The sequence below is a fragment of the Pseudomonas sp. NPDC089554 genome, from assembly GCF_050280645.1.
Lineage (GTDB): Bacteria > Pseudomonadota > Gammaproteobacteria > Pseudomonadales > Pseudomonadaceae > Aquipseudomonas.
The window spans coordinates 31839-48970 of record NZ_JBNNVR010000033.1; the positions used below are offsets into that span (position 1 = coordinate 31839).

The following is a 17132-nucleotide window of genomic DNA, read 5'->3' on the forward strand; positions in this document are numbered from 1 at the left end:
CGGACTTCAGGGTCAGAAAAAAGCAGGCGAAACGCTTCGTATTCCTCGCCGATGACGGCGTCAACCCCAACAAGCGCTACCAGACAACCCGTAGATTGTCGAGATATGGTGCGGGCGGTCGTTTGCGTATACTGCTGCCTATGTCCCTCCACACTGTTTTGCGCCAGCGCTGCGCCACATGGCTCTTCGCAACCGGTCTCTTCCTGATGCTCGGTGCCTGTGTTGAAAAACCCAGCACCCTCGAGCGAGTCAAGGAGGACGGCGTGCTGCGCGTCATCACCCGCAACAGCCCGGCCACCTATTTCCAGGACCGCAACGGCGAAACCGGCTTCGAGTACGAACTGGTCAAGCACTTCGCCGACGATTTGGGGGTGAAGCTGGAGATCCAGACCGCCGACAACCTCGACGAGCTGTTCAACCAGCTGGGCAAGCCTTCGGGCCCGGTGCTGGCCGCCGCGGGCCTGGTCAGCAGCGAACAGCGCACGGTCCAGGCACGCTTCTCCCACCCGTACCTGGAAGTGACCCCGCAGGTGGTCTACCGCAATGGCCGCTCGCGCCCCACCGAGCCCAAGGACCTGGTCGGCAAGAAGATCATGGTGCTCAAGGGCAGCAGCCATGCCGAGCAACTGGCGGCGTTGAAGACGCAGTACCCCGAGCTGCAATACGAAGAGTCCGACGCGGTAGAAGTGGTCGACCTACTGCGCATGGTCGATGAGGGGCAAATCGACCTGACCCTGGTCGACTCCAACGAACTGGCGATGAACCAGGTCTACTTCTCCAACGTGCGCGTGGCCTTCGACCTGGGCGATGCCCGCGACCAGCGCTGGGCCGTGGCCGCAGGCGAGGACAACAGCCTGCTCAACGAGATCAACGAATTCCTCGACAAGTCGCAGAAGAACGGCACCTTGCAGCGCCTGAAGGACCGCTACTACGGCCATGTCGATGTACTGGGCTATGTGGGCGCCTACACCTTTGCCCAGCACCTGCAACAGCGCCTGCCCAAGTACGAGAAGCACTTCCGCGCCTCGGCCAAGGTCGAGCAGGTGGACTGGCGTTTGCTCGCCGCGATCGGCTACCAGGAGTCGCTCTGGCAGCCGGAGGTCACCTCCAAGACCGGCGTGCGCGGCCTGATGATGCTGACCCAGCGCACCGCCCAGGCCATGGGCGTATCCAACCGCCTCGACCCCAAGCAGAGCATCCAGGGTGGCGCCAAGTACTTCATGGTGGTCAAGGCGCAGCTCGACGACAGCGTCAAGGAGCCGGACCGCACCTGGTTCGCCCTGGCGGCCTACAACGTCGGCAGCGGCCACCTGGAAGATGCCCGCACCCTGGCCAAGCGCGAGGGCCTGAACCCGAACAAGTGGCTGGACGTGAAGAAGATGCTGCCGCGCCTGTCGCAGAAGCAGTGGTACAGCAAGACCAAGTACGGTTACGCGCGCGGCGGCGAGCCGGTGCATTTCGTCGCCAACATCCGTCGTTACTACGACATCCTCACCTGGGTGACCCAGCCGCAGCTCGAAGGCCCGGCGGCCGAGGGCAATTTGCAGGTGCCGGGGATCAACAAGGACAAGCCGGCGCAATCCACGCCGCCGATGTGAGCCTGGGTCGGCTAGCCCCTGGCCCGCCGCGCCTTGAAGAACTCGCTCAAAATCCGCCCACACTCCTCGCCCAGCACCCCACCTTCATACAGCACGCGATGGTTCAAGAAGCCCTGGGCAAAGAACTGCCCCTGGCTCTGCACCACGCCCGCCTTGGGCTCCAGCGCGCCATACACCACCCGTTCGACGCGCGAATGCACGATCAACCCCGCACACATGCTGCAGGGCTCCAGGGTCACGTACAGGGTGCTGCCCGGCAGCCGGTAGTTGCTTGCCACCTTGGCCGCGTCGCGAATGGCGACCATTTCGGCATGGGCACTCGGGTCGCTGTCGGTGATCGGGCGGTTGAAGCCGCGTCCGATCACCTGGCCATGCTGCACCAGCACTGCCCCCACCGGCACCTCGCCCAGCGCCGCGCCTTCGGCGGCCAGCGCCAGGGCCAGTTGCATGAATTCCTGGTCGCGACTGCGATCGATGATCCGAGGGCGCATCAGACCACCGCGATCGCGGCCATCAGGCCGGTTTCCATGTGGTCGATGACATGGCAGTGGAACATCCAGGTGCCGGGGTTATCGGCTACCAGCGCCACCTGGGCGCGTTCGTTCTTGCCCAGCAGGTAAGTGTCGGTGAACCACGGCTCGACGATCTTGCGGTTACTGGAGGCGATCACCTTGAAACTCATGCCGTGCAGGTGGATCGGGTGCTGGTACTGGGTCATGTTCTTCAGTTCGAGGATGTAGCTCTTGCCGAGCTTCAAGGTCGCGATCGGCCGATCGGCGCAGGTCTTGTCGGTGATATCCCAGGCCTGGCCGTTGATCTGCCAGAGGGTCGGCGGCTTGCCGTTCTCGGTGTTCACCGAGACCTTGCCGGCCCACTCGAAATTGAAGTTGAGCTTCTCGGCGTTCTCAAGGTCCGGCTCGGGGATTGGGTTCGCCGGCAGGGCCTTGGGCCAGTCGCTCGGTGCATCGCTACTGGCCACCGAACGCAAGGTGCCCAGGCGCACGAAACCATCACGCAGGGAAATTTCCTCGCCCGCCTCGGGAATGCGAATGGCCAGGCAGATACGCATGCCAGGGCCGAGCCAGTAGTCCTCATCCAGCGGGCGTGGGGTAACCGGGTTGCCATCGAGGGCATACACCCGCGCCTCGTAGTTGCCCTTGAGGTTGAGGCGGTAGGTCCAGGTGTTGTCCAGGTTGAGCAGGCGCAGGCGCACCACCTGCCCGGCGGGCAGCTCGGTCACTGCATCGGCCTGGCCATTGATGGTGATCAGCCGGCCTGCCGTACCGTTGCGGGCCGCCTCGCGCGGAATGCTGAACGGCAGCCAGGCGCCCTGCTCGTCCACGTGCCAGTTCTTCAGGCTCAGGGTGCGCTCGTGCACGAACCCGGTGGGCTCGCGCTCCTCGACGATCAACGGCCCGACCAGCCCACGCCCCAGCTCCTCGGAGCTGCTGACATGGGGGTGATACCAGTAGCTGCCAGCATCCGGCACACGGAACTTGTAGTCGAAGAATTCGCCCGGCTTGACCGGCAATTGCGACACGTAGGGCACGCCATCCATTTCCAGCGGCAGGCGGATGCCATGCCAATGGATGGTGGTCTCGACCGGCAGACGGTTGATGAAGCGCACCCGCAGCCAGGTGCCCTGGCGTACCCGCAATTCAGTGCCCGGTGCAGAAGGGCCGAACGCCCAGGCCTCGGTCTTGTGGCCCGGCACCAGTTCGACATCCAGGGGCGCGGCGATCAACTCGTAGTCGTGGCCGGCCTGCTCGTCCTCGACCTTGCCCAGCCAGTAGCGTGCCGCGCCTCCAGCGCCCAGGCCCACTACAACGAGGCCGGTCAGGCCCTTGAGCATTTGTCGACGGGTAAAGGACATCGGTGCAGGTACCTCGTTATCGCGCAATCAAGCTGCCAGCATGGCTGGCAATGAAGGGCAAATACGATACACCTGCAATTGAGAAATATTAAGTGAACTGTTGTCACGGTGTTTCATGGCCGGCCCGCCGAGTCTTGACAGGTGCCGTAGCATGGAAGCCATAACGCCCCATTAGCTGACCAGGAGCTTGCCCATGAGCTTTACCGACCCGGCCCAGGTCGCGGACTACATCCAGCGTACCGAACGCATCGTCCCTGGCCTGCACGACCTGCACAAGATGGCCGCCCTACTGCTGGCCGAACGCGCGCCCAGCGCTGCCGAGGTGCTGGTACTCGGCGCAGGTGGCGGGCTGGAGCTCAAGGCCCTGGCCGAACGACAGCCACACTGGCGCTTTACCGGGGTCGACCCCTCGATGCAGATGCTCGACCTGGCCCGCACCCTGCTCGGCCCACTGGGCGAGCGGGTGATGCTGCACGAAGGCTATATAGACAGCGCCGCCGAAGGCCCCTTCGACGCCGCTACGTGCCTGCTGACCCTGCATTTCCTGGCAAAGGACGAACGCCTTCGCACCCTGCGCGAACTCCACCGCCGACTCAAACCCGGTGCCCCGCTGGTGGTTGCCCATCACAGCTTCCCCAACCAGGGCCCGGAGCAGGACCTGTGGCTGATGCGCAATGCAGCCTTCGCCAGCCCTGCCGGGACGACACCGGAGCAGACAGCGAACAACATCGCGGCCATGAAGGCGCATCTGCCGGTGCTGGCGCCAGAACAGGATGTGGCACTGCTGCGCGAGGCCGGCTTCGTCGATGTGCAACTGTTCTACTGCGCCCTGACCTTCAAGGGATGGGTGGCCTACCGGGCCTGAGCAAGCACTTCAGCGGGTAGCAACCCGCTAAGGCCTCTCCTGCACCCGCTGCGACCAAGCTGGGGAACTCTCGACCACGAGGAATTCCCCATGCCTGACAGCAACCCGCACAACTCCGCTCACCAGCAACTCCAGCAACTGGCCGCCGCGGTGGCCAGCACCTGCCCAGACATGCGCCAGCTGGCCCGCGACACCGCGCAAGCCCTGCTGGATCGTCTCGGCCATGGCAGCCTCGATCCCGACCAGGTGTTTCTCAACCGCTTCCACACTGCCCAGAGCAGCCCGAACACCTTCAGCGGCTGGGAGCACTACGAACAGCCCTACCAATCGCTGACCTTGCCGCAGCTGGTGATGCAGCGCTTCGACGTGCAAGACCAGGACAACGCCGACCTGCTCGGCTACCTCACCGGGTTCTACAACGAAGGCCCTCCTCAGGACGTGTTCAATGAACACAACGAGATCGGCATCGCCCCTGGCGATGTGCTGAGCGCATTCTGGGAAATCGATTTCTCCAACGTGTTCAAGCACAAGCTCACGCAGTTCTGGGCCACCCAGGCCGACGACTTCCGCACCCTGGCCAAGGCCAACTTCCTGGGCAAGGTACTGGACACCTATGCCAGCGACGACAACCGCACCTTGGCCATCCATGCACGACAGGTCGCCCTCGCCCTGTCGGGCCTGGGCGAACTGCCACCGACCCTTGAGCAGTTGCGTGAAACCCACGCCCCCAGCCCCGGCTACCGGTTATGCACCTTCGATATCGGCGGCCATGTCGCCAGCGATATCCTGCGGGTGGAGCTGCAAGACGGCGGGCAGTTCCTCTACACCCCTGGCGAGGTCGAGGCATTGCACTATTTCGCCGACCGCAAGGCGTTGTACTGGTGGGTGCTGGAGAACACCAACCAGGCCGACAACCGCGCCCGCTTCATGGCCCACTTCCCACTGGCCAGCCATGCCGAGCGGGGCAATGCCGTGGGCCTGAACCACATGCTCGACCTGCTGTTCTTCAACTGGGGCGGCCACGACCATGACGCGCTCAACCAGTTGGACACCACCCTGTCCGACGATGCCTTCAGCCACCTGTGTGACGCCGCGCGCCAGCGCATGCATGACGATGCCGAATTCGCCCTGCGCTCCAATGCCGACCTCAGGAAACAACTGTGGATCGGCTACCTGAAAGCCTTCGGCCAGGTGTTCGGCGCCATGGCGGCGGTGGACTGGCCGGTGGCGTTGGCCGTGGTGGGCGCCGGGCTGGCCGAGACCGGGCTGAACATCGACCAGGCGGTCAATGGCCACACCACCGCCGAGCGCCAGGCCGGGGTGGTGGGCGCGGTGGTCGCGGCCATCGACACCTTGTTCAACGCGACCTTGCTGGTTGGCGCCGGGGCTAATGCCGCCCAGGAGTTTGGCGAAAACGGCGAGCTGTTGGTCGACCCCAACGAAGTGCCTGCCCTGGAACCGCAGGAGGAACAGCCGGCGACCCAGGCCGAACTGCAAACCTGGGTGCCAGAGCCACTCAGGCCAGTACCGCAGCACGCACTGCTCGCCCCGTTCGAAGCCAACGAGATTCTCGTCGGCGAGCCTGGAGAGGGCATGATGGCAGGCATCTATACCCAGGAAGGCAAGTTCTACGCACAGGTCGACGACCTGCCCTACCAGGTGCGTTACGTAGGGGAGTTACAGACTTGGGTGGTGGTCGACCCGGAAAACCCCTATTCGTTCTACCGCAACGTGCCGCTGCGCCGCACCGACCAGGGCCTCTGGCAACCGCTCGAACGCACTGGCCTGCGAGGCGGCGGCCTGCCGCGCAAAACGTTGAAGATCTGGGGACGACTGACCAACCGCGTGGCCCCCACGCCCGAGCCAGCCCCACACGCCGCGAGCCCTTACGAACTGCCCGAGGATATGCGCCCGCTTCTACGCCGCCAGACCCTGAACCCCGATGACCGTGGCTTGAGTGGCGTGTACGGCTGCACCGACTTCGCCACGGAAAACGCCTGTGTCGAGTTCAGACGTTTGCGCGACGCCCTGGCCAACGATGCCCAGGCATTCTTCGAAGCCCCAAGCCTGCCCACCCGGCCTGCCATACCCGAGCTGCTCCCAAACGCCAACCCCAGGCAGCTCATCGAAGCGGTATTCCAGGAAAGCGAAGGGCTGGTAGTAGGCGAAATTCATGCGCAAGCCGGCAGCAAGCGTTTCCTGATCGACAACATGGCACTGCTGAAGAAGCAGAAGGTAGATGTGCTTTACCTGGAGCACTTCATGACGGACTTTCATCAAGCCGACCTGGACCTGTTCAGCCAAACCGGAGAAATGCCACAGGACCTGAGCGACTACGTCAACGCGCAGGACCGCGGCCACAGGACCGACCGACTCGGCCGCTACACGTTCCGACAAGTACTGGTTGCCGCGCAACGCCAAGGCATCCGCCTGCGCGCTATCGACTGCCTGGCCAGCTACCGCCAGGCCTGGGAAAGCACACCTTCGCGTGTAACGCGCATACAGATGATGAACTTCTACGCACACCAGGTGATCGAGGCTGACCAACTGACCCATGGCAAGAGCCGTTGGATCGCGTTGGTAGGCGCTGCCCATGCCAATAGCTATGACGGCGTACCTGGCGTCAGCGAACTCGAAGGCGCGATCGGTTTGCGCGTGCAGGACGTGCCCATCGGCCAACCCGAACGCATCGGCCTGGACCCCGGGCACACCGGCATAGGCATCGACCTGGCCACCAGCTACACCCGCTCGGACCTGCGCCTACTGGCGGCGCTCAAGGAGCCGGTCGCCACCGGGGACCTCCAGACCGTCCTGGAAAAGGTCGGCAGTTTTTCCTTCACCGATGTGGAGGGCACAGTGAACCTGGTGAATCGCGGCAGGAACGGCCAACTCAAATACACCCCGATCCAACAGGACGGCCCCCGTTACTACCTGGAGCGGGCCGACTGGCCTGCGGTCAGTGGCCGCCGTTACGATCACCTGGCGCAAATCCGCACGGCGCTGGTGCACATGGGTATGAAGTACAAGTTCCTCCTCTGACCGACACCCGGGCACAAGGCGGTGGGCAAGACAGGATCAGAGCTTGTACCCACCGCTGGCTTCGATCACCTGGCCAGTCACCCAGCCTCCGTCGGACGCCAGGAACGCCACGACAGCCGCGATATCCGAGGTTTCACCAAAGCGTCCCAGGGCGGTGTCGGACTCGATGGCTTCGACCCTCTCGGCACTCTCGCGCACGGCCGCATTCATGTCGGTGCGCACCCAGCCTGGCGCCACGGCATTCACCGTGATGCCGCGCGGCCCCAGTTCCTGGGCGAGTGCGTGGGTCAGGTTGTTGATACTGGCCTTGGCCATGGAGTAGATCGGTACTGCCGCCATGGCGCGCGCGCCGACACTGGAAGAAACGTTGATGACCCGGGCGTTGTCGGCCAAGCGGCGCAACGCGGCCTGGACGACGAAGAACGGCGCCCGGGCATGCACCGCGAAAATCGTGTCCCAACTTTGCGGCGTGGCATCGGCCAGGCCGCCCCAACCCGCGTTGCCGGCATTGTTGACGAGGATATCGAGGGCGTCGTGGCCTGTGCGCTCGATGAACTCAGCGTCCAGCCGCTCGAACAACGCCGGGATGGCCTGGGCGTCGAGCAGGTCGGCATGTACCGCGAAGGCTCGCCCACCGGCCTGCTCGATGGCAGCGACGACTTGCTCGGCGTCGACCTGGCTGGCGTTGTAGGTCAGCGCGACAGTCGCCCCCTCTTTCGCCAGTCGCTCGGCAATCGCGCGGCCAATGCCCCGCGAACCGCCAGTGACCAAGGCATTTTTTCCAACCAATGAACCTGACATTGCAAACTCCTGAATGAATAGCTGCGCGAACCTCAGACGACGCGCTCGCGAATGACCGGGCCTGGGTTCGCCTCGAGTACCGCAAGGCCCAGACGGATGAGATCGGCATCGCCGTCGTACTCATGGGCGGCCACCTGATGCATCAGTACACCGAGCTGCTCCAACTGCCGGGCGGCACTGAGCGGCCCGGCGTTGATCGGGGTGAGGCCTGCGTCCTCGATCAGACGCCGCACGACTTGCCCGGCCTGCGGGTCGTCAGTGGCATAGAACACGTTGGCCTTGAGCGGCGACTGCGCCCAGGCCGCAGCCTCCAGCACTGGGGCGGCCAGCAGGCTGAAGGCCTTGACCACGCGTGCGCGGGGCAGCCGCTGTTGCAGGTACTCGGCAGTGGAGTTGTCACGCATGAAGGCGTGGTCGTGATAGTGCTCGAACGCTTCGTTGACACCCAGCGGGTTCATGGTTTCGATCACCACCTTGCCGTCGAGCGCATCGCCTACGGCGTCGACCACCGCATCGGTGCGCGGCCAGTACACCGAGAACAGCACTGCCTCGCCGAAGCTTGCGGCCTGTTCGAACGTGCCGGGGCGGGCACGCCCACCCAGTTCCGCCAGCAACGGCGCGAGTTTGCGCGCCTCGCCGTCCTTGGCCAGCAGCAGTTCATGCCCTGCGCCAGCCCAAGCCCGCGCGAGGCGGCTGCCGATATTGCCGGTGTTGAGTATTCCAACCTTCATGCGCTGTGCGCCTCCTGTGGTTGTCTGGAAAAGCTCGATGCGGGGGCATCAGCTCTGGACAGTGGCGGAGCTGGCCTGCTCGAGGAACAAGGCGATATGGATCGGCGGCATGCCCTCCAGCGTGCCGCCAATCGGCGACGGACGCTGCGCAGTGGCGATCAGTTGTCGCGCGGCGTGCGGGGAAAGCGGCTTGCCGCTTTTCTGGTAGGCACGCTTGGCCTCGTCGTCGCTGAGGTCATCGGCCAGGGTGGGGGCATAGGGCCAGAAGTAGATCGGCGTATTGGGTTCGATGCGCCAGCTGTCGGCCAGCGAACCGGCATCGACCACGTTGTAGCCAATGGCCTCGATGAAGCGTGTGACGGTTTGCTTGGCTGCCGTGTCGTCACCGGCAATCGGCAAGGTCGTGCGCTCGGCATCGCCCTTGGGCCGGGCGTTGTGCTGCATGTGAATCCAGCCCAGGTTGTGCACGCCCTTGACCACTTTCGCGCCCTTCAGATGACGCTGTATCAGCTCGCTGGAGGTCAGCTCGCCGTTGTCCAGGTCGGCTCTGCGGAAACCGCCGATGCCTGGGTAGTAGTTGGTCTGGTCGAGTACCACCTTGCCGGCGAAGCCATCGCCCGGCAGGGCCTGGAACACCGCCAGGGGCAGTGAGAGCGAGACGATGTCGGCAGCGGCGATGGCTTCTTCGACGGAACCTGCGCGAGCCTGAGGGCCGAGCGCCTTGACAAGGCCTGCCAGCGACTCGGGGCCACGGGAGTTGCTGATCACCACGTTGTAGCCTGCCGCGATGGCGAGGTGTGCGAGGGCTTTGCCAACAAGGCCGGAGCCGATGATACCGATGGTCTGGGTCATGTTGCGGGGTCCTTCTACAGAGAAAAACGACTGGAGGTTCACTGTAGAATTGACGCGATAATTGATAAATACAGGCAAAAGCCAAATACTGTTGTCCATGAATACATCAATCGATCTACCCGAAATGCGCGTGTTCGCAGCGGTCGTCACCGATGGCTCCTTCACCCAGGCAGCGGACCGCCTCGGTACCGACAAGGCCCGGGTCAGTCGCATCATCCGCCGCATGGAAGAAAAGCTCGGCGCACAGCTGCTCACCCGCTCGACCCGCAGGCTGAGCGTGACCGAAGTGGGCCGCGACTATTTCGAGCGTGCCATGTGCATTCTCAGCGCCGCCGAGGCTGCCGAGGCGGCGGTGGCGCAGCAGTCCCGCGAGCCCATGGGGCTGCTGAAGATCACCGCGGGCTCGGAGTTCGGCCCACTGGTGGTGGACCGCTGGATCGCGGCATTCCTGCGCCAGGCGCCGAAGGTGTCAGTCGAGGTGGAATACACCAACCGCCTGGTGGACATCATCCATGAAGGCTTCGACGTGGCGATCCGCGTCGGCAGCCTGGAGGACTCCGGCCTCAGCGCCCGGCGGCTCGGCGAGGTCGACTACGGCCTTTACGCCGCCCCCGGCTACCTCGAGCAGGCACCGGCGCTGGCGACCGTCAGCGACCTGATGCAGTACGACCTGATCATGAAGACACTGCGTGGCCGCGCCCATTGGAACCTGCTCAACGGCGCGGCCAACCAGAAGGTCACGGCCACGCCGCGCTGCGCGGTCAACAGCATCATCGCCGCGAACAACCTGGCACTGGCCGGGCTGGGCATCGCGCAACTGCCGCGTTTCGTGGCGCAGCCGCAGGTGGCGCAAGGTAGCTTGCGCCACGTACTCCCCGGCTGGGCCGAGGCACCCGCCCCGGTGCATGCCCTGTTCGCCTCGAGCCGCTACATGGACCCGAAGGTGCGCAGCTTCGTCGACCTGAGCTTGGCCGCATTCGACTGACCGGGGTGTACTTCAGGAGGCGGAAACTTTAGACCACAGGTCGATAGGCCCCAGGCGGTCGGCGCCCTGGGTTTCCAGCATCCAGCCGGGGTATTCAGGCGGCAGGCTGCTGACGTCGTCCAGTTGCTTGAGTTCGTCGGCACTCAGTTGCAGGTCGATTGCGCCGAGGTTGTCCTGCAACTGCTCGATACGCTTGGCCCCGACAATCACCGAGGTGACCACCGGGCGCGACAGCAACCAGGCCAGTGCTACACGCGCAGGGCTGCAACCGTGAGCCTCGGCGATGGGTAACAACACGTCGATGACATTCCAGGCCCGTTCACGGTCCACCAACGGGAAGTCGAATTCGCTACGCCGCGAGTCGCCCGGCTTCTGCTTGTCACGGCTGAACTTGCCGGACAGCAGCCCACCGGCCAGCGGGCTCCACACCAGCATGCCCATTTTCTCAGCCTCCAGCATGGGTACGATCTCACGCTCCACATCGCGGCCGGCGAGCGAGTAGTAGGCCTGCACGGTCTCGAAACGCGACAGGTTGCGGTGCTCGGAAACGCCCAGCGAACGGGCGATCTTCCAGGCCTGCCAGTTGGACACGCCGACGTAGCGCACCTTGCCCTGGTGCACCAGGTCATCCAGTGCACGCAGGGTCTCTTCGACCGGGGTGAGCGGGTCGTTGGCGTGGATCTGGTACAAGTCGATATGGTCGGTGCGCAGACGTTTCAAGCTGGCTTCTACAGCGTTCATGATGTGCCCACGCGAGGCCCCGACGTCGTTGCGCCCCGGCCCCATGCGCATGTAGCCCTTGGTGGCCAGCACGTAGTCGCTGCGGGCCAGGCCCAGGTTGCGAAACGCCTGGCCCAGCACCTGCTCGCTGGCGCCACCTGAATACACATCGGCGCTGTCGAAGAAGTTCACGCCGCTGTCCAGCGCGGCCTTGACCAACTGGTCGGCCTCCTGCTGGCCGGCGCCGCCGATGTGCTTGTAGATGCCCGCGCCGTCGCCGAAGGTCATGGTGCCCAGGCACAGGCGCGAGACGATCAAACCGGTGTTACCAAGGGTGGTGTATTGCATGAGGGTTCTCCCTGCGGTCGCGATGTTGGAGTGACTGCATGGAGAAAGTATTCGGTGCCAGGACGTGCTTGCGCTGCATGTTCCACCGAAAGCGCTGCACAAAAGTCCGAATCGAAAACGCTCAATCGCTTTCGGCGCGCAGCCGGTTGGCATCCTGCAACGGCGGGAAGCCGAACAGCCGCTTGTACTCGCGGTGGAACTGCGAAAGGTTGTCGTAGCCCACGGCACCGGCCACCACGCCCACATCGCGGGGTTGCTTGAGCATCATGCTACGCGCTGCGAACAGGCGCAGGCGCTTCTGGTATTGCAGCGGGCTGAGGCCGGTGGCTTCCTTGAAGTGCTGGTGCAGCGACGACACGCTCATGTTGGCGTGGCGCACCAACTCTTCGATGCGCAGCGGCGCGTCGTAATGAGCCTTGATCCACTCCACCGCGCGGTTGACCTTGAAGGTGCGACCGCCGGCAACCAGCGCCTGGCGCAGGCGCATGCCCTGGCTACTCATCAGCAGGCGATAGAGGATTTCCCGCTCGATCAACGGTGCCAACACCGGGATGTGCTTGGGCGTGTCCAACAGTTTGGCCAGGCGGTAGCAGGCTTCCAGCACATCCAGCGGCAACTCGCCGGCGCTGATGCCCAGGCCATGCTGTGGCGCATCCGGCGGCGGCAGTTGATGCGCCGCGACCAGTTCGGCGACCTGGCGCAGGTCGATTTCCAGGTAGAAACACAGGTAGGGGCACTCGCGGCTGGCTTGCTCCACCCGGCCGGTGACGGGCATGTCGATGGAGGTCAGCAGGCAGTGCGCGGTGTCGTAGTAGTAGGCGGCCTTGCCGGCGAACACGGTCTTGGCGCCTTGGGCTGCGAAGATCAGCGACACCTTGGCGAAGGCGGCCTGTTCCTTGCCGGGCGTGGAATAGCGCAGGAAATGCAGTGCCGGAATCGCGGCCATCGAGTGTTCCCCGTCGACCGGTGCGTGGCGGCTGGCGAGGGCGGCGAGGGCGGCGGTGATTTCGGCGCGGTTGCTGGCGATTTCGGGGAAGTGGGAGCTCATCGCAAAGGTCCGAGAATGGGCGGCACAGGCGGATAATCGTACACAAATGCACCTGTGGGCGGTGGTGTCCCCGTAGAGCAACTACGCAACTCGTGTAGAAGCGGGCCTGCCCGCGGAAAGAACAGCGCGGTGTATGGCGCTGGCTCAGGGTTTCAGGTGCTTGCGCAGAATGCTGTCGAGCAGGTTCGCGGCGGGGTTCTCTTGGGCCGAAACAGCGCGCAGCAGCACGACCTCGTGCGCAGCGACAGGCGGCAACTCGTCCAGTACCCGCATACCTGCCGTGATTCGCGAGCGGTCAACCAGGCTCACGCCCAGGCCTGCTTCGACACAAGCTTCCACTGCCTGGCTGGACGGGCTGCTCAGGATAATCCGCCAAGCTCGGCCCGCCTGATCGAGCGCGCCGGTCATGGCATCGCGGTAAGGGCATTGGGTGGCATGCAGGGCCAGGGGAAGCGGGTCGGGCAGGCTTTCTGCCAACGTACCGCCGCCCACCCAGACCGGCGTAGTGAAAGCCAATGCCTGGGCAGTGCTACCTGGGCCGACAGGCCGCACTGCCACTGCCAAGTGCAACCGCCCACGCTCGACCTGCGCGCGCAGCGTCAAGCTGGGCGCAGTGACCACATCGAGCCGCACGTTGGGCCATGTTGCCGCGAACAGCGGGAGTACGTCGCGAATGACATGCACGGCGTATTCGTCAGGCACCCCCAGCTTGATATGCCCTGCCAGTTGCGTGCCGTGCAGCTCGCCCAACACCTTGTCGTGGCGCCCCAGCAGATCGACCGCGCCGGCCAGCAGCCGCCGGCCCAGCGGCGTCAGCGCGACCGACTGATTGTCTCGCTCCAGCAACCGCCCACCGGCCACGCTCTCGAGCCGCTGGATGTGCATGCTGATGGCGGCAGGGCTGCGGTGCAGGTGCTCGGCAGCGGCGCGGAACTGGCCGAGCTGGGCAACTGCCTGGAAGGTGCGCAGCAGTTCTATATCAAGCACTTGACTCATAATTTCGATTCACTGAATAAGTTAGCCAGTATGTTTTGATTTATTTAATTAAAGCTCGGTTTTAAGGTCAAGGTCTCTGACAAGCCTGCCGACGAGCGAGATCTCCATGCCTGATTCAGACGTCCCCGTCATCGACCGCCGCACCACGACCGACGTGCGTATCGTCATTCCCCTGCTGGTGCTGGAAGCGGCATTGGTGGTGGCCTGGAGTTCAGGTTTCGTGGGGGCACGTTTCTCGATCGACCACGCGCCGGCGTTCCTGGTGGTGTTCTGGCGCTGCGTGCTGGTGTCCCTGGTGTTGCTGCCGTGGGCCATCGGTGCACTGCGCCGCGCTTCGGCTGCCGTGCTGCTGCGCCATGCCGGCATTGGCCTGCTGGCGATGGCGGGCTACGTGGCGGGGGTCGTCAAGGGCATCGAACTGGGCGTTCCGGCTGGGCTGGCCGCGTTGATTGCCGACCTGCTCCCCCTCGGCACCGCCCTGCTGGCGCTGGGCCTGCCCGGCCATCGGCTGGGTCGGCTTGGCTGGACTGGCTTGTTCGTCGGCCTGCTGGGCGTCGCACTGGTGTCGCACGATGCATTGGCCTGGGGCAGCGCGCCGCTTTGGGCCTATGGCCTGCCGCTGCTGGGCATGCTGTCGCTGGCGGTGGCGACGTTGTGGCAGAAGCATGCGCATTCCGAGGCGTCGTTGGGGATGCTGCCCAACCTGTGGGTGCAATGCGCGGTGTCGGCGGTGGCCTTCGCCTGGCTGGCGGGGCTGGAAGGTAGCCTGATGCCGGTGGCGAGTAGCGGGTTTGCGGTGAGCGTGCTGTGGACGGCGGCGTTGTCCACCCTTGGCGGCTATGGGCTGTACTGGGTTTGCCTGCGGCGCTCGTCGCCGACCCGGGTGGCCAGCGTGCTTTATCTGAGCCCGGCGGTCACGTTGGTGTGGGCTTGGGCCATGTTTGGTGAGCCGCTGTCGTGGTTGATGCTGGTGGGGACTGGGGTTTCGGGGTTGGGGATTTGGATGGTGGTGCGGGCGGAACGAGCGCTGCAATAACGACAACCAGCCGAATGCACTGCCTAAAAACGCCAAAAGCCCGCAGTTACGCGGGCTTTCGGTCTTGTCTCGCTAACGGCTGCCGGTCAATACCGGCCCCCGATCATTCCCACTCGATAGTCGCGGGCGGCTTGCTCGACACGTCGTAGGTCACTCGCGAGATCCCGTCGATCTCGTTGATGATGCGACCACTTACGGTCTCCAGCAGTTCGTACGGCAGGTGCGCCCAACGTGCGGTCATGAAGTCCACGGTCTCGACCGCGCGCAGCGCGACGACCCAGGCGTAGCGGCGGCCATCGCCGACCACACCCACCGATTTCACCGGCTGGAACACCACGAACGCCTGGCTGGTCTTGTGGTACCAGTCGGCCTTGCGCAGTTCTTCGATGAAGATATGGTCGGCGCGACGCAGGATGTCGGCGTATTCCTTCTTCACTTCACCGAGGATACGCACGCCCAGGCCCGGGCCTGGGAACGGGTGGCGGTAGACCATATCGTACGGCAGGCCCAGCTCCAGGCCGATCTTGCGTACTTCGTCCTTGAACAGCTCGCGCAGCGGCTCGACCAGCTTGAGGTTCATTTCCTCCGGCAGGCCACCGACGTTGTGGTGCGTCTTGATCACGTGGGCCTTGCCGCTCTTGGCGCCGGCCGACTCGATCACGTCGGGGTAGATGGTGCCCTGGGCGAGGAACTGGATGTTCTCAAGCTTGCTGGCTTCTGCATCGAACACGTCGATGAAGGTGCGGCCGATGATCTTGCGCTTCTTCTCAGGGTCGGCTTCGCCTTCCAGGTTGTCGAGGAACTGCTTCTCGGCATCGGCGCGGATCACCTTGACGCCCATGTTCTCCTTGAACATGGCCATCACCTGGTCGCCCTCGTGCAGGCGCAGCAGGCCGTTGTCGACGAATACGCAGGTCAGCTGGTCGCCGATGGCGCGGTGCAGCAGCGCGGCAACCACCGAGGAGTCGACACCGCCGGACAGGCCCAGCAGGACGTTGGCCGAACCGACTTGCGCACGCACCTGGGCGATGGCGTCTTCGACGATGTTGGAGGCGGTCCACAGGGCTTCACAGCCGCAGATGTCCTGCACGAAACGCGAGAGGATGCGACCGCCCTGCTTGGTGTGGGTCACTTCCGGGTGGAACTGTACGCCGTAGTAGCCCAGCGAATCGTCGTACATGCCGGCGATCGGGCAGCTCGGGGTGCTGGCCAGTACATGGAAGTTGCCCGGCATCTGGGTGACCTTGTCGCCGTGGCTCATCCACACGTCCAGGCCCAGTACGCCGTCGTCGTCGACGTGGTCTTCGATGCCGTCGAGCAGGCGGCTCTTGCCGACTACGTCAACGCGGGCGTAGCCGAATTCACGCAGGTCGGAACCTTCGACCTTGCCGCCCATCTGCTCGGCCATGGTCTGCATGCCGTAGCAGATGCCCAGTACCGGCACCTTCAGGTCGAATACCGCCTGCGGCGCGCGTGGGCTGTTGGCTTCGTGAACCGACTCGGGGCCACCGGCCAGGATGATGCCGCGCGGGTTGAATTCGCGGATCGCGTCATCGTCCATGTCGAAGGGGTGCAGTTCGCAGTACACGCCGATTTCGCGCACGCGGCGGGCGATCAGCTGGGTGTACTGGGAACCGAAATCGAGGATCAGGATACGGTGAGCGTGAATGTCGAGGGCCATGACTCAATCTCGTCAGTGGAAATCGGAAACGACGCGGGGCTGTTCGTGACAGCCCCGTTCGGTTATTGCTTGAAGCCTCAGCCTACGCGGTAGTTAGGGGCTTCTTTGGTGATCTGCACGTCATGCACGTGGGACTCGGCCATGCCAGCACCGGTGATGCGCACGAACTCCGGCTTGGTGCGCATCTCGTCGATGGTCGCGCTGCCGGTGTAGCCCATGGAGGACCGCAGGCCGCCCATCAGCTGGTGGATGATCGCGGCCAGGGCGCCTTTGTACGGCACGCGGCCTTCGATACCTTCCGGTACCAGCTTCTCGGCACCGGCCGAAGAATCCTGGAAGTAGCGGTCGGAGGAGCCTTGCGCCTGTGCCATGGCACCCAGCGAGCCCATGCCGCGGTAGGCCTTGTAGGAACGGCCCTGGAACAGCTCGACTTCGCCCGGCGCTTCTTCGGTACCGGCGAACATCGAACCCATCATCACGCACGAGGCGCCTGCAACGATGGCTGCCGGACTTGACGATCGAACCCAGGGATTTCTCGACGATATTCGACAACCCGCCT

At 64.3% G+C, this 17132-nt stretch carries 15 protein-coding genes; 5 read left to right on the forward strand and 10 right to left on the reverse strand.

The window, feature by feature from the left end; all coding sequences use genetic code 11:
• Positions 1-140: 140 nt before the first annotated feature.
• Complete coding sequence (gene mltF / locus ACQKPE_RS12415; RefSeq protein ID WP_427666179.1) at positions 141-1598, forward strand: membrane-bound lytic murein transglycosylase MltF; 1458 nt, start codon at positions 141-143, stop codon at positions 1596-1598.
• A gap of 11 nt (positions 1599-1609) precedes the next feature.
• On the opposite strand, the gene tadA is transcribed toward mltF, so the two are convergent.
• Positions 1610-2089 (reverse strand): tRNA adenosine(34) deaminase TadA, encoded by a 480-nt coding sequence (tadA, locus tag ACQKPE_RS12420; RefSeq protein WP_427666181.1) that lies wholly within the window; start codon positions 2087-2089, stop codon positions 1610-1612.
• Positions 2089-3471 (reverse strand): multicopper oxidase family protein, encoded by a 1383-nt coding sequence (locus tag ACQKPE_RS12425; protein WP_427666183.1) that lies wholly within the window; start codon positions 3469-3471, stop codon positions 2089-2091. Before ACQKPE_RS12425 ends, tadA begins: the two co-directional genes overlap by 1 nt.
• A gap of 193 nt (positions 3472-3664) precedes the next feature.
• On the opposite strand from ACQKPE_RS12425, the gene ACQKPE_RS12430 reads away from it, so the two are divergent.
• Together ACQKPE_RS12430 and ACQKPE_RS12435 are read left to right on the forward strand one after the other, a co-directional pair.
• Positions 3665-4336, forward strand: a complete 672-nt coding sequence (locus tag ACQKPE_RS12430; protein WP_427666185.1) for a class I SAM-dependent methyltransferase — start codon at positions 3665-3667, stop codon at positions 4334-4336.
• A gap of 90 nt (positions 4337-4426) precedes the next feature.
• The gene (locus ACQKPE_RS12435) at positions 4427-7375 is read left to right on the forward strand and encodes a dermonecrotic toxin domain-containing protein (RefSeq protein WP_427666187.1); all 2949 of its coding nucleotides are present in this window, start codon (positions 4427-4429) and stop codon (positions 7373-7375) included.
• Positions 7376-7411: 36 nt separating this feature from the next.
• Here ACQKPE_RS12435 and ACQKPE_RS12440 read toward each other — a convergent pair whose 3' ends face one another.
• The 3 genes from ACQKPE_RS12440 to ACQKPE_RS12450 are packed head-to-tail and all read right to left on the reverse strand — an operon-like array spanning position 7412 to position 9984.
• A complete protein-coding gene (locus ACQKPE_RS12440) occupies positions 7412-8176 on the reverse strand; it encodes an SDR family NAD(P)-dependent oxidoreductase (RefSeq protein ID WP_427666189.1) in 765 nt (254 codons plus the stop codon).
• Positions 8177-8208: 32 nt separating this feature from the next.
• On the reverse strand, positions 8209-8907 hold the full coding sequence (locus tag ACQKPE_RS12445; protein ID WP_427666191.1) for an NADPH-dependent F420 reductase: 699 nt from the start codon (positions 8905-8907) through the stop codon (positions 8209-8211).
• Between the two features lie 48 nt (positions 8908-8955).
• Entirely contained in the window at positions 8956-9984 is a 1029-nt protein-coding gene (locus tag ACQKPE_RS12450; protein ID WP_427666193.1) for an NADPH-dependent F420 reductase, read from the reverse strand.
• Here ACQKPE_RS12450 and ACQKPE_RS12455 point away from each other — a divergent pair.
• On the forward strand, positions 9884-10744 hold the full coding sequence (locus ACQKPE_RS12455; protein ID WP_427666195.1) for a LysR family transcriptional regulator: 861 nt from the start codon (positions 9884-9886) through the stop codon (positions 10742-10744). The genes ACQKPE_RS12450 and ACQKPE_RS12455 overlap by 101 nt on opposite strands.
• Positions 10745-10756: 12 nt before the next feature.
• Here the strand turns inward: ACQKPE_RS12455 and ACQKPE_RS12460 are convergent, their stop codons facing one another.
• The 3 genes from ACQKPE_RS12460 to ACQKPE_RS12470 form a co-directional block, all read right to left on the reverse strand.
• Positions 10757-11812, reverse strand: a complete 1056-nt coding sequence (locus ACQKPE_RS12460; protein ID WP_427666197.1) for an aldo/keto reductase — start codon at positions 11810-11812, stop codon at positions 10757-10759.
• Between the two features lie 121 nt (positions 11813-11933).
• The gene (locus ACQKPE_RS12465; RefSeq protein ID WP_427666199.1) at positions 11934-12860 is read right to left on the reverse strand and encodes an AraC family transcriptional regulator N-terminal domain-containing protein; all 927 of its coding nucleotides are present in this window, start codon (positions 12858-12860) and stop codon (positions 11934-11936) included.
• A gap of 144 nt (positions 12861-13004) precedes the next feature.
• On the reverse strand, positions 13005-13856 hold the full coding sequence (locus ACQKPE_RS12470) for a LysR family transcriptional regulator (protein ID WP_427666201.1): 852 nt from the start codon (positions 13854-13856) through the stop codon (positions 13005-13007).
• Positions 13857-13962: 106 nt separating this feature from the next.
• On the opposite strand from ACQKPE_RS12470, the gene ACQKPE_RS12475 reads away from it, so the two are divergent.
• Positions 13963-14892, forward strand: a complete 930-nt coding sequence (locus ACQKPE_RS12475) for a DMT family transporter (RefSeq protein WP_427666203.1) — start codon at positions 13963-13965, stop codon at positions 14890-14892.
• A 103-nt stretch (positions 14893-14995) separates the two neighbouring features.
• Here ACQKPE_RS12475 and guaA read toward each other — a convergent pair whose 3' ends face one another.
• A complete protein-coding gene (guaA, locus tag ACQKPE_RS12480; RefSeq protein WP_427666205.1) occupies positions 14996-16573 on the reverse strand; it encodes a glutamine-hydrolyzing GMP synthase in 1578 nt (525 codons plus the stop codon).
• Positions 16574-16650: 77 nt separating this feature from the next.
• A partial coding sequence (locus tag ACQKPE_RS12485) for an IMP dehydrogenase (protein WP_427666207.1) occupies positions 16651-17132 on the reverse strand: 482 nt, incomplete at its 5' end.

Excerpts from the sequence above, each read along its gene's own strand:
- mltF (WP_427666179.1), top strand. The coding sequence starts at position 141 with ATGTCCCTCCACACTGTTTTGCGCCAGCGCTGCGCCACATGGCTCTTC.
- tadA (WP_427666181.1), bottom strand. The coding sequence starts at position 2,089 with ATGCGCCCTCGGATCATCGATCGCAGTCGCGACCAGGAATTCATGCAA.
- ACQKPE_RS12425 (WP_427666183.1), bottom strand. The coding sequence starts at position 3,471 with ATGTCCTTTACCCGTCGACAAATGCTCAAGGGCCTGACCGGCCTCGTT.
- ACQKPE_RS12430 (WP_427666185.1), top strand. The coding sequence starts at position 3,665 with ATGAGCTTTACCGACCCGGCCCAGGTCGCGGACTACATCCAGCGTACC.
- ACQKPE_RS12435 (WP_427666187.1), top strand. The coding sequence starts at position 4,427 with ATGCCTGACAGCAACCCGCACAACTCCGCTCACCAGCAACTCCAGCAA.
- ACQKPE_RS12440 (WP_427666189.1), bottom strand. The coding sequence starts at position 8,176 with ATGTCAGGTTCATTGGTTGGAAAAAATGCCTTGGTCACTGGCGGTTCG.
- ACQKPE_RS12445 (WP_427666191.1), bottom strand. The coding sequence starts at position 8,907 with ATGAAGGTTGGAATACTCAACACCGGCAATATCGGCAGCCGCCTCGCG.
- ACQKPE_RS12455 (WP_427666195.1), top strand. The coding sequence starts at position 9,884 with ATGCGCGTGTTCGCAGCGGTCGTCACCGATGGCTCCTTCACCCAGGCA.
- ACQKPE_RS12450 (WP_427666193.1), bottom strand. The coding sequence starts at position 9,984 with ATGCGGCGGATGATGCGACTGACCCGGGCCTTGTCGGTACCGAGGCGG.
- ACQKPE_RS12460 (WP_427666197.1), bottom strand. The coding sequence starts at position 11,812 with ATGCAATACACCACCCTTGGTAACACCGGTTTGATCGTCTCGCGCCTG.
- ACQKPE_RS12465 (WP_427666199.1), bottom strand. The coding sequence starts at position 12,860 with ATGAGCTCCCACTTCCCCGAAATCGCCAGCAACCGCGCCGAAATCACC.
- ACQKPE_RS12470 (WP_427666201.1), bottom strand. The coding sequence starts at position 13,856 with ATGAGTCAAGTGCTTGATATAGAACTGCTGCGCACCTTCCAGGCAGTT.
- ACQKPE_RS12475 (WP_427666203.1), top strand. The coding sequence starts at position 13,963 with ATGCCTGATTCAGACGTCCCCGTCATCGACCGCCGCACCACGACCGAC.
- guaA (WP_427666205.1), bottom strand. The coding sequence starts at position 16,573 with ATGGCCCTCGACATTCACGCTCACCGTATCCTGATCCTCGATTTCGGT.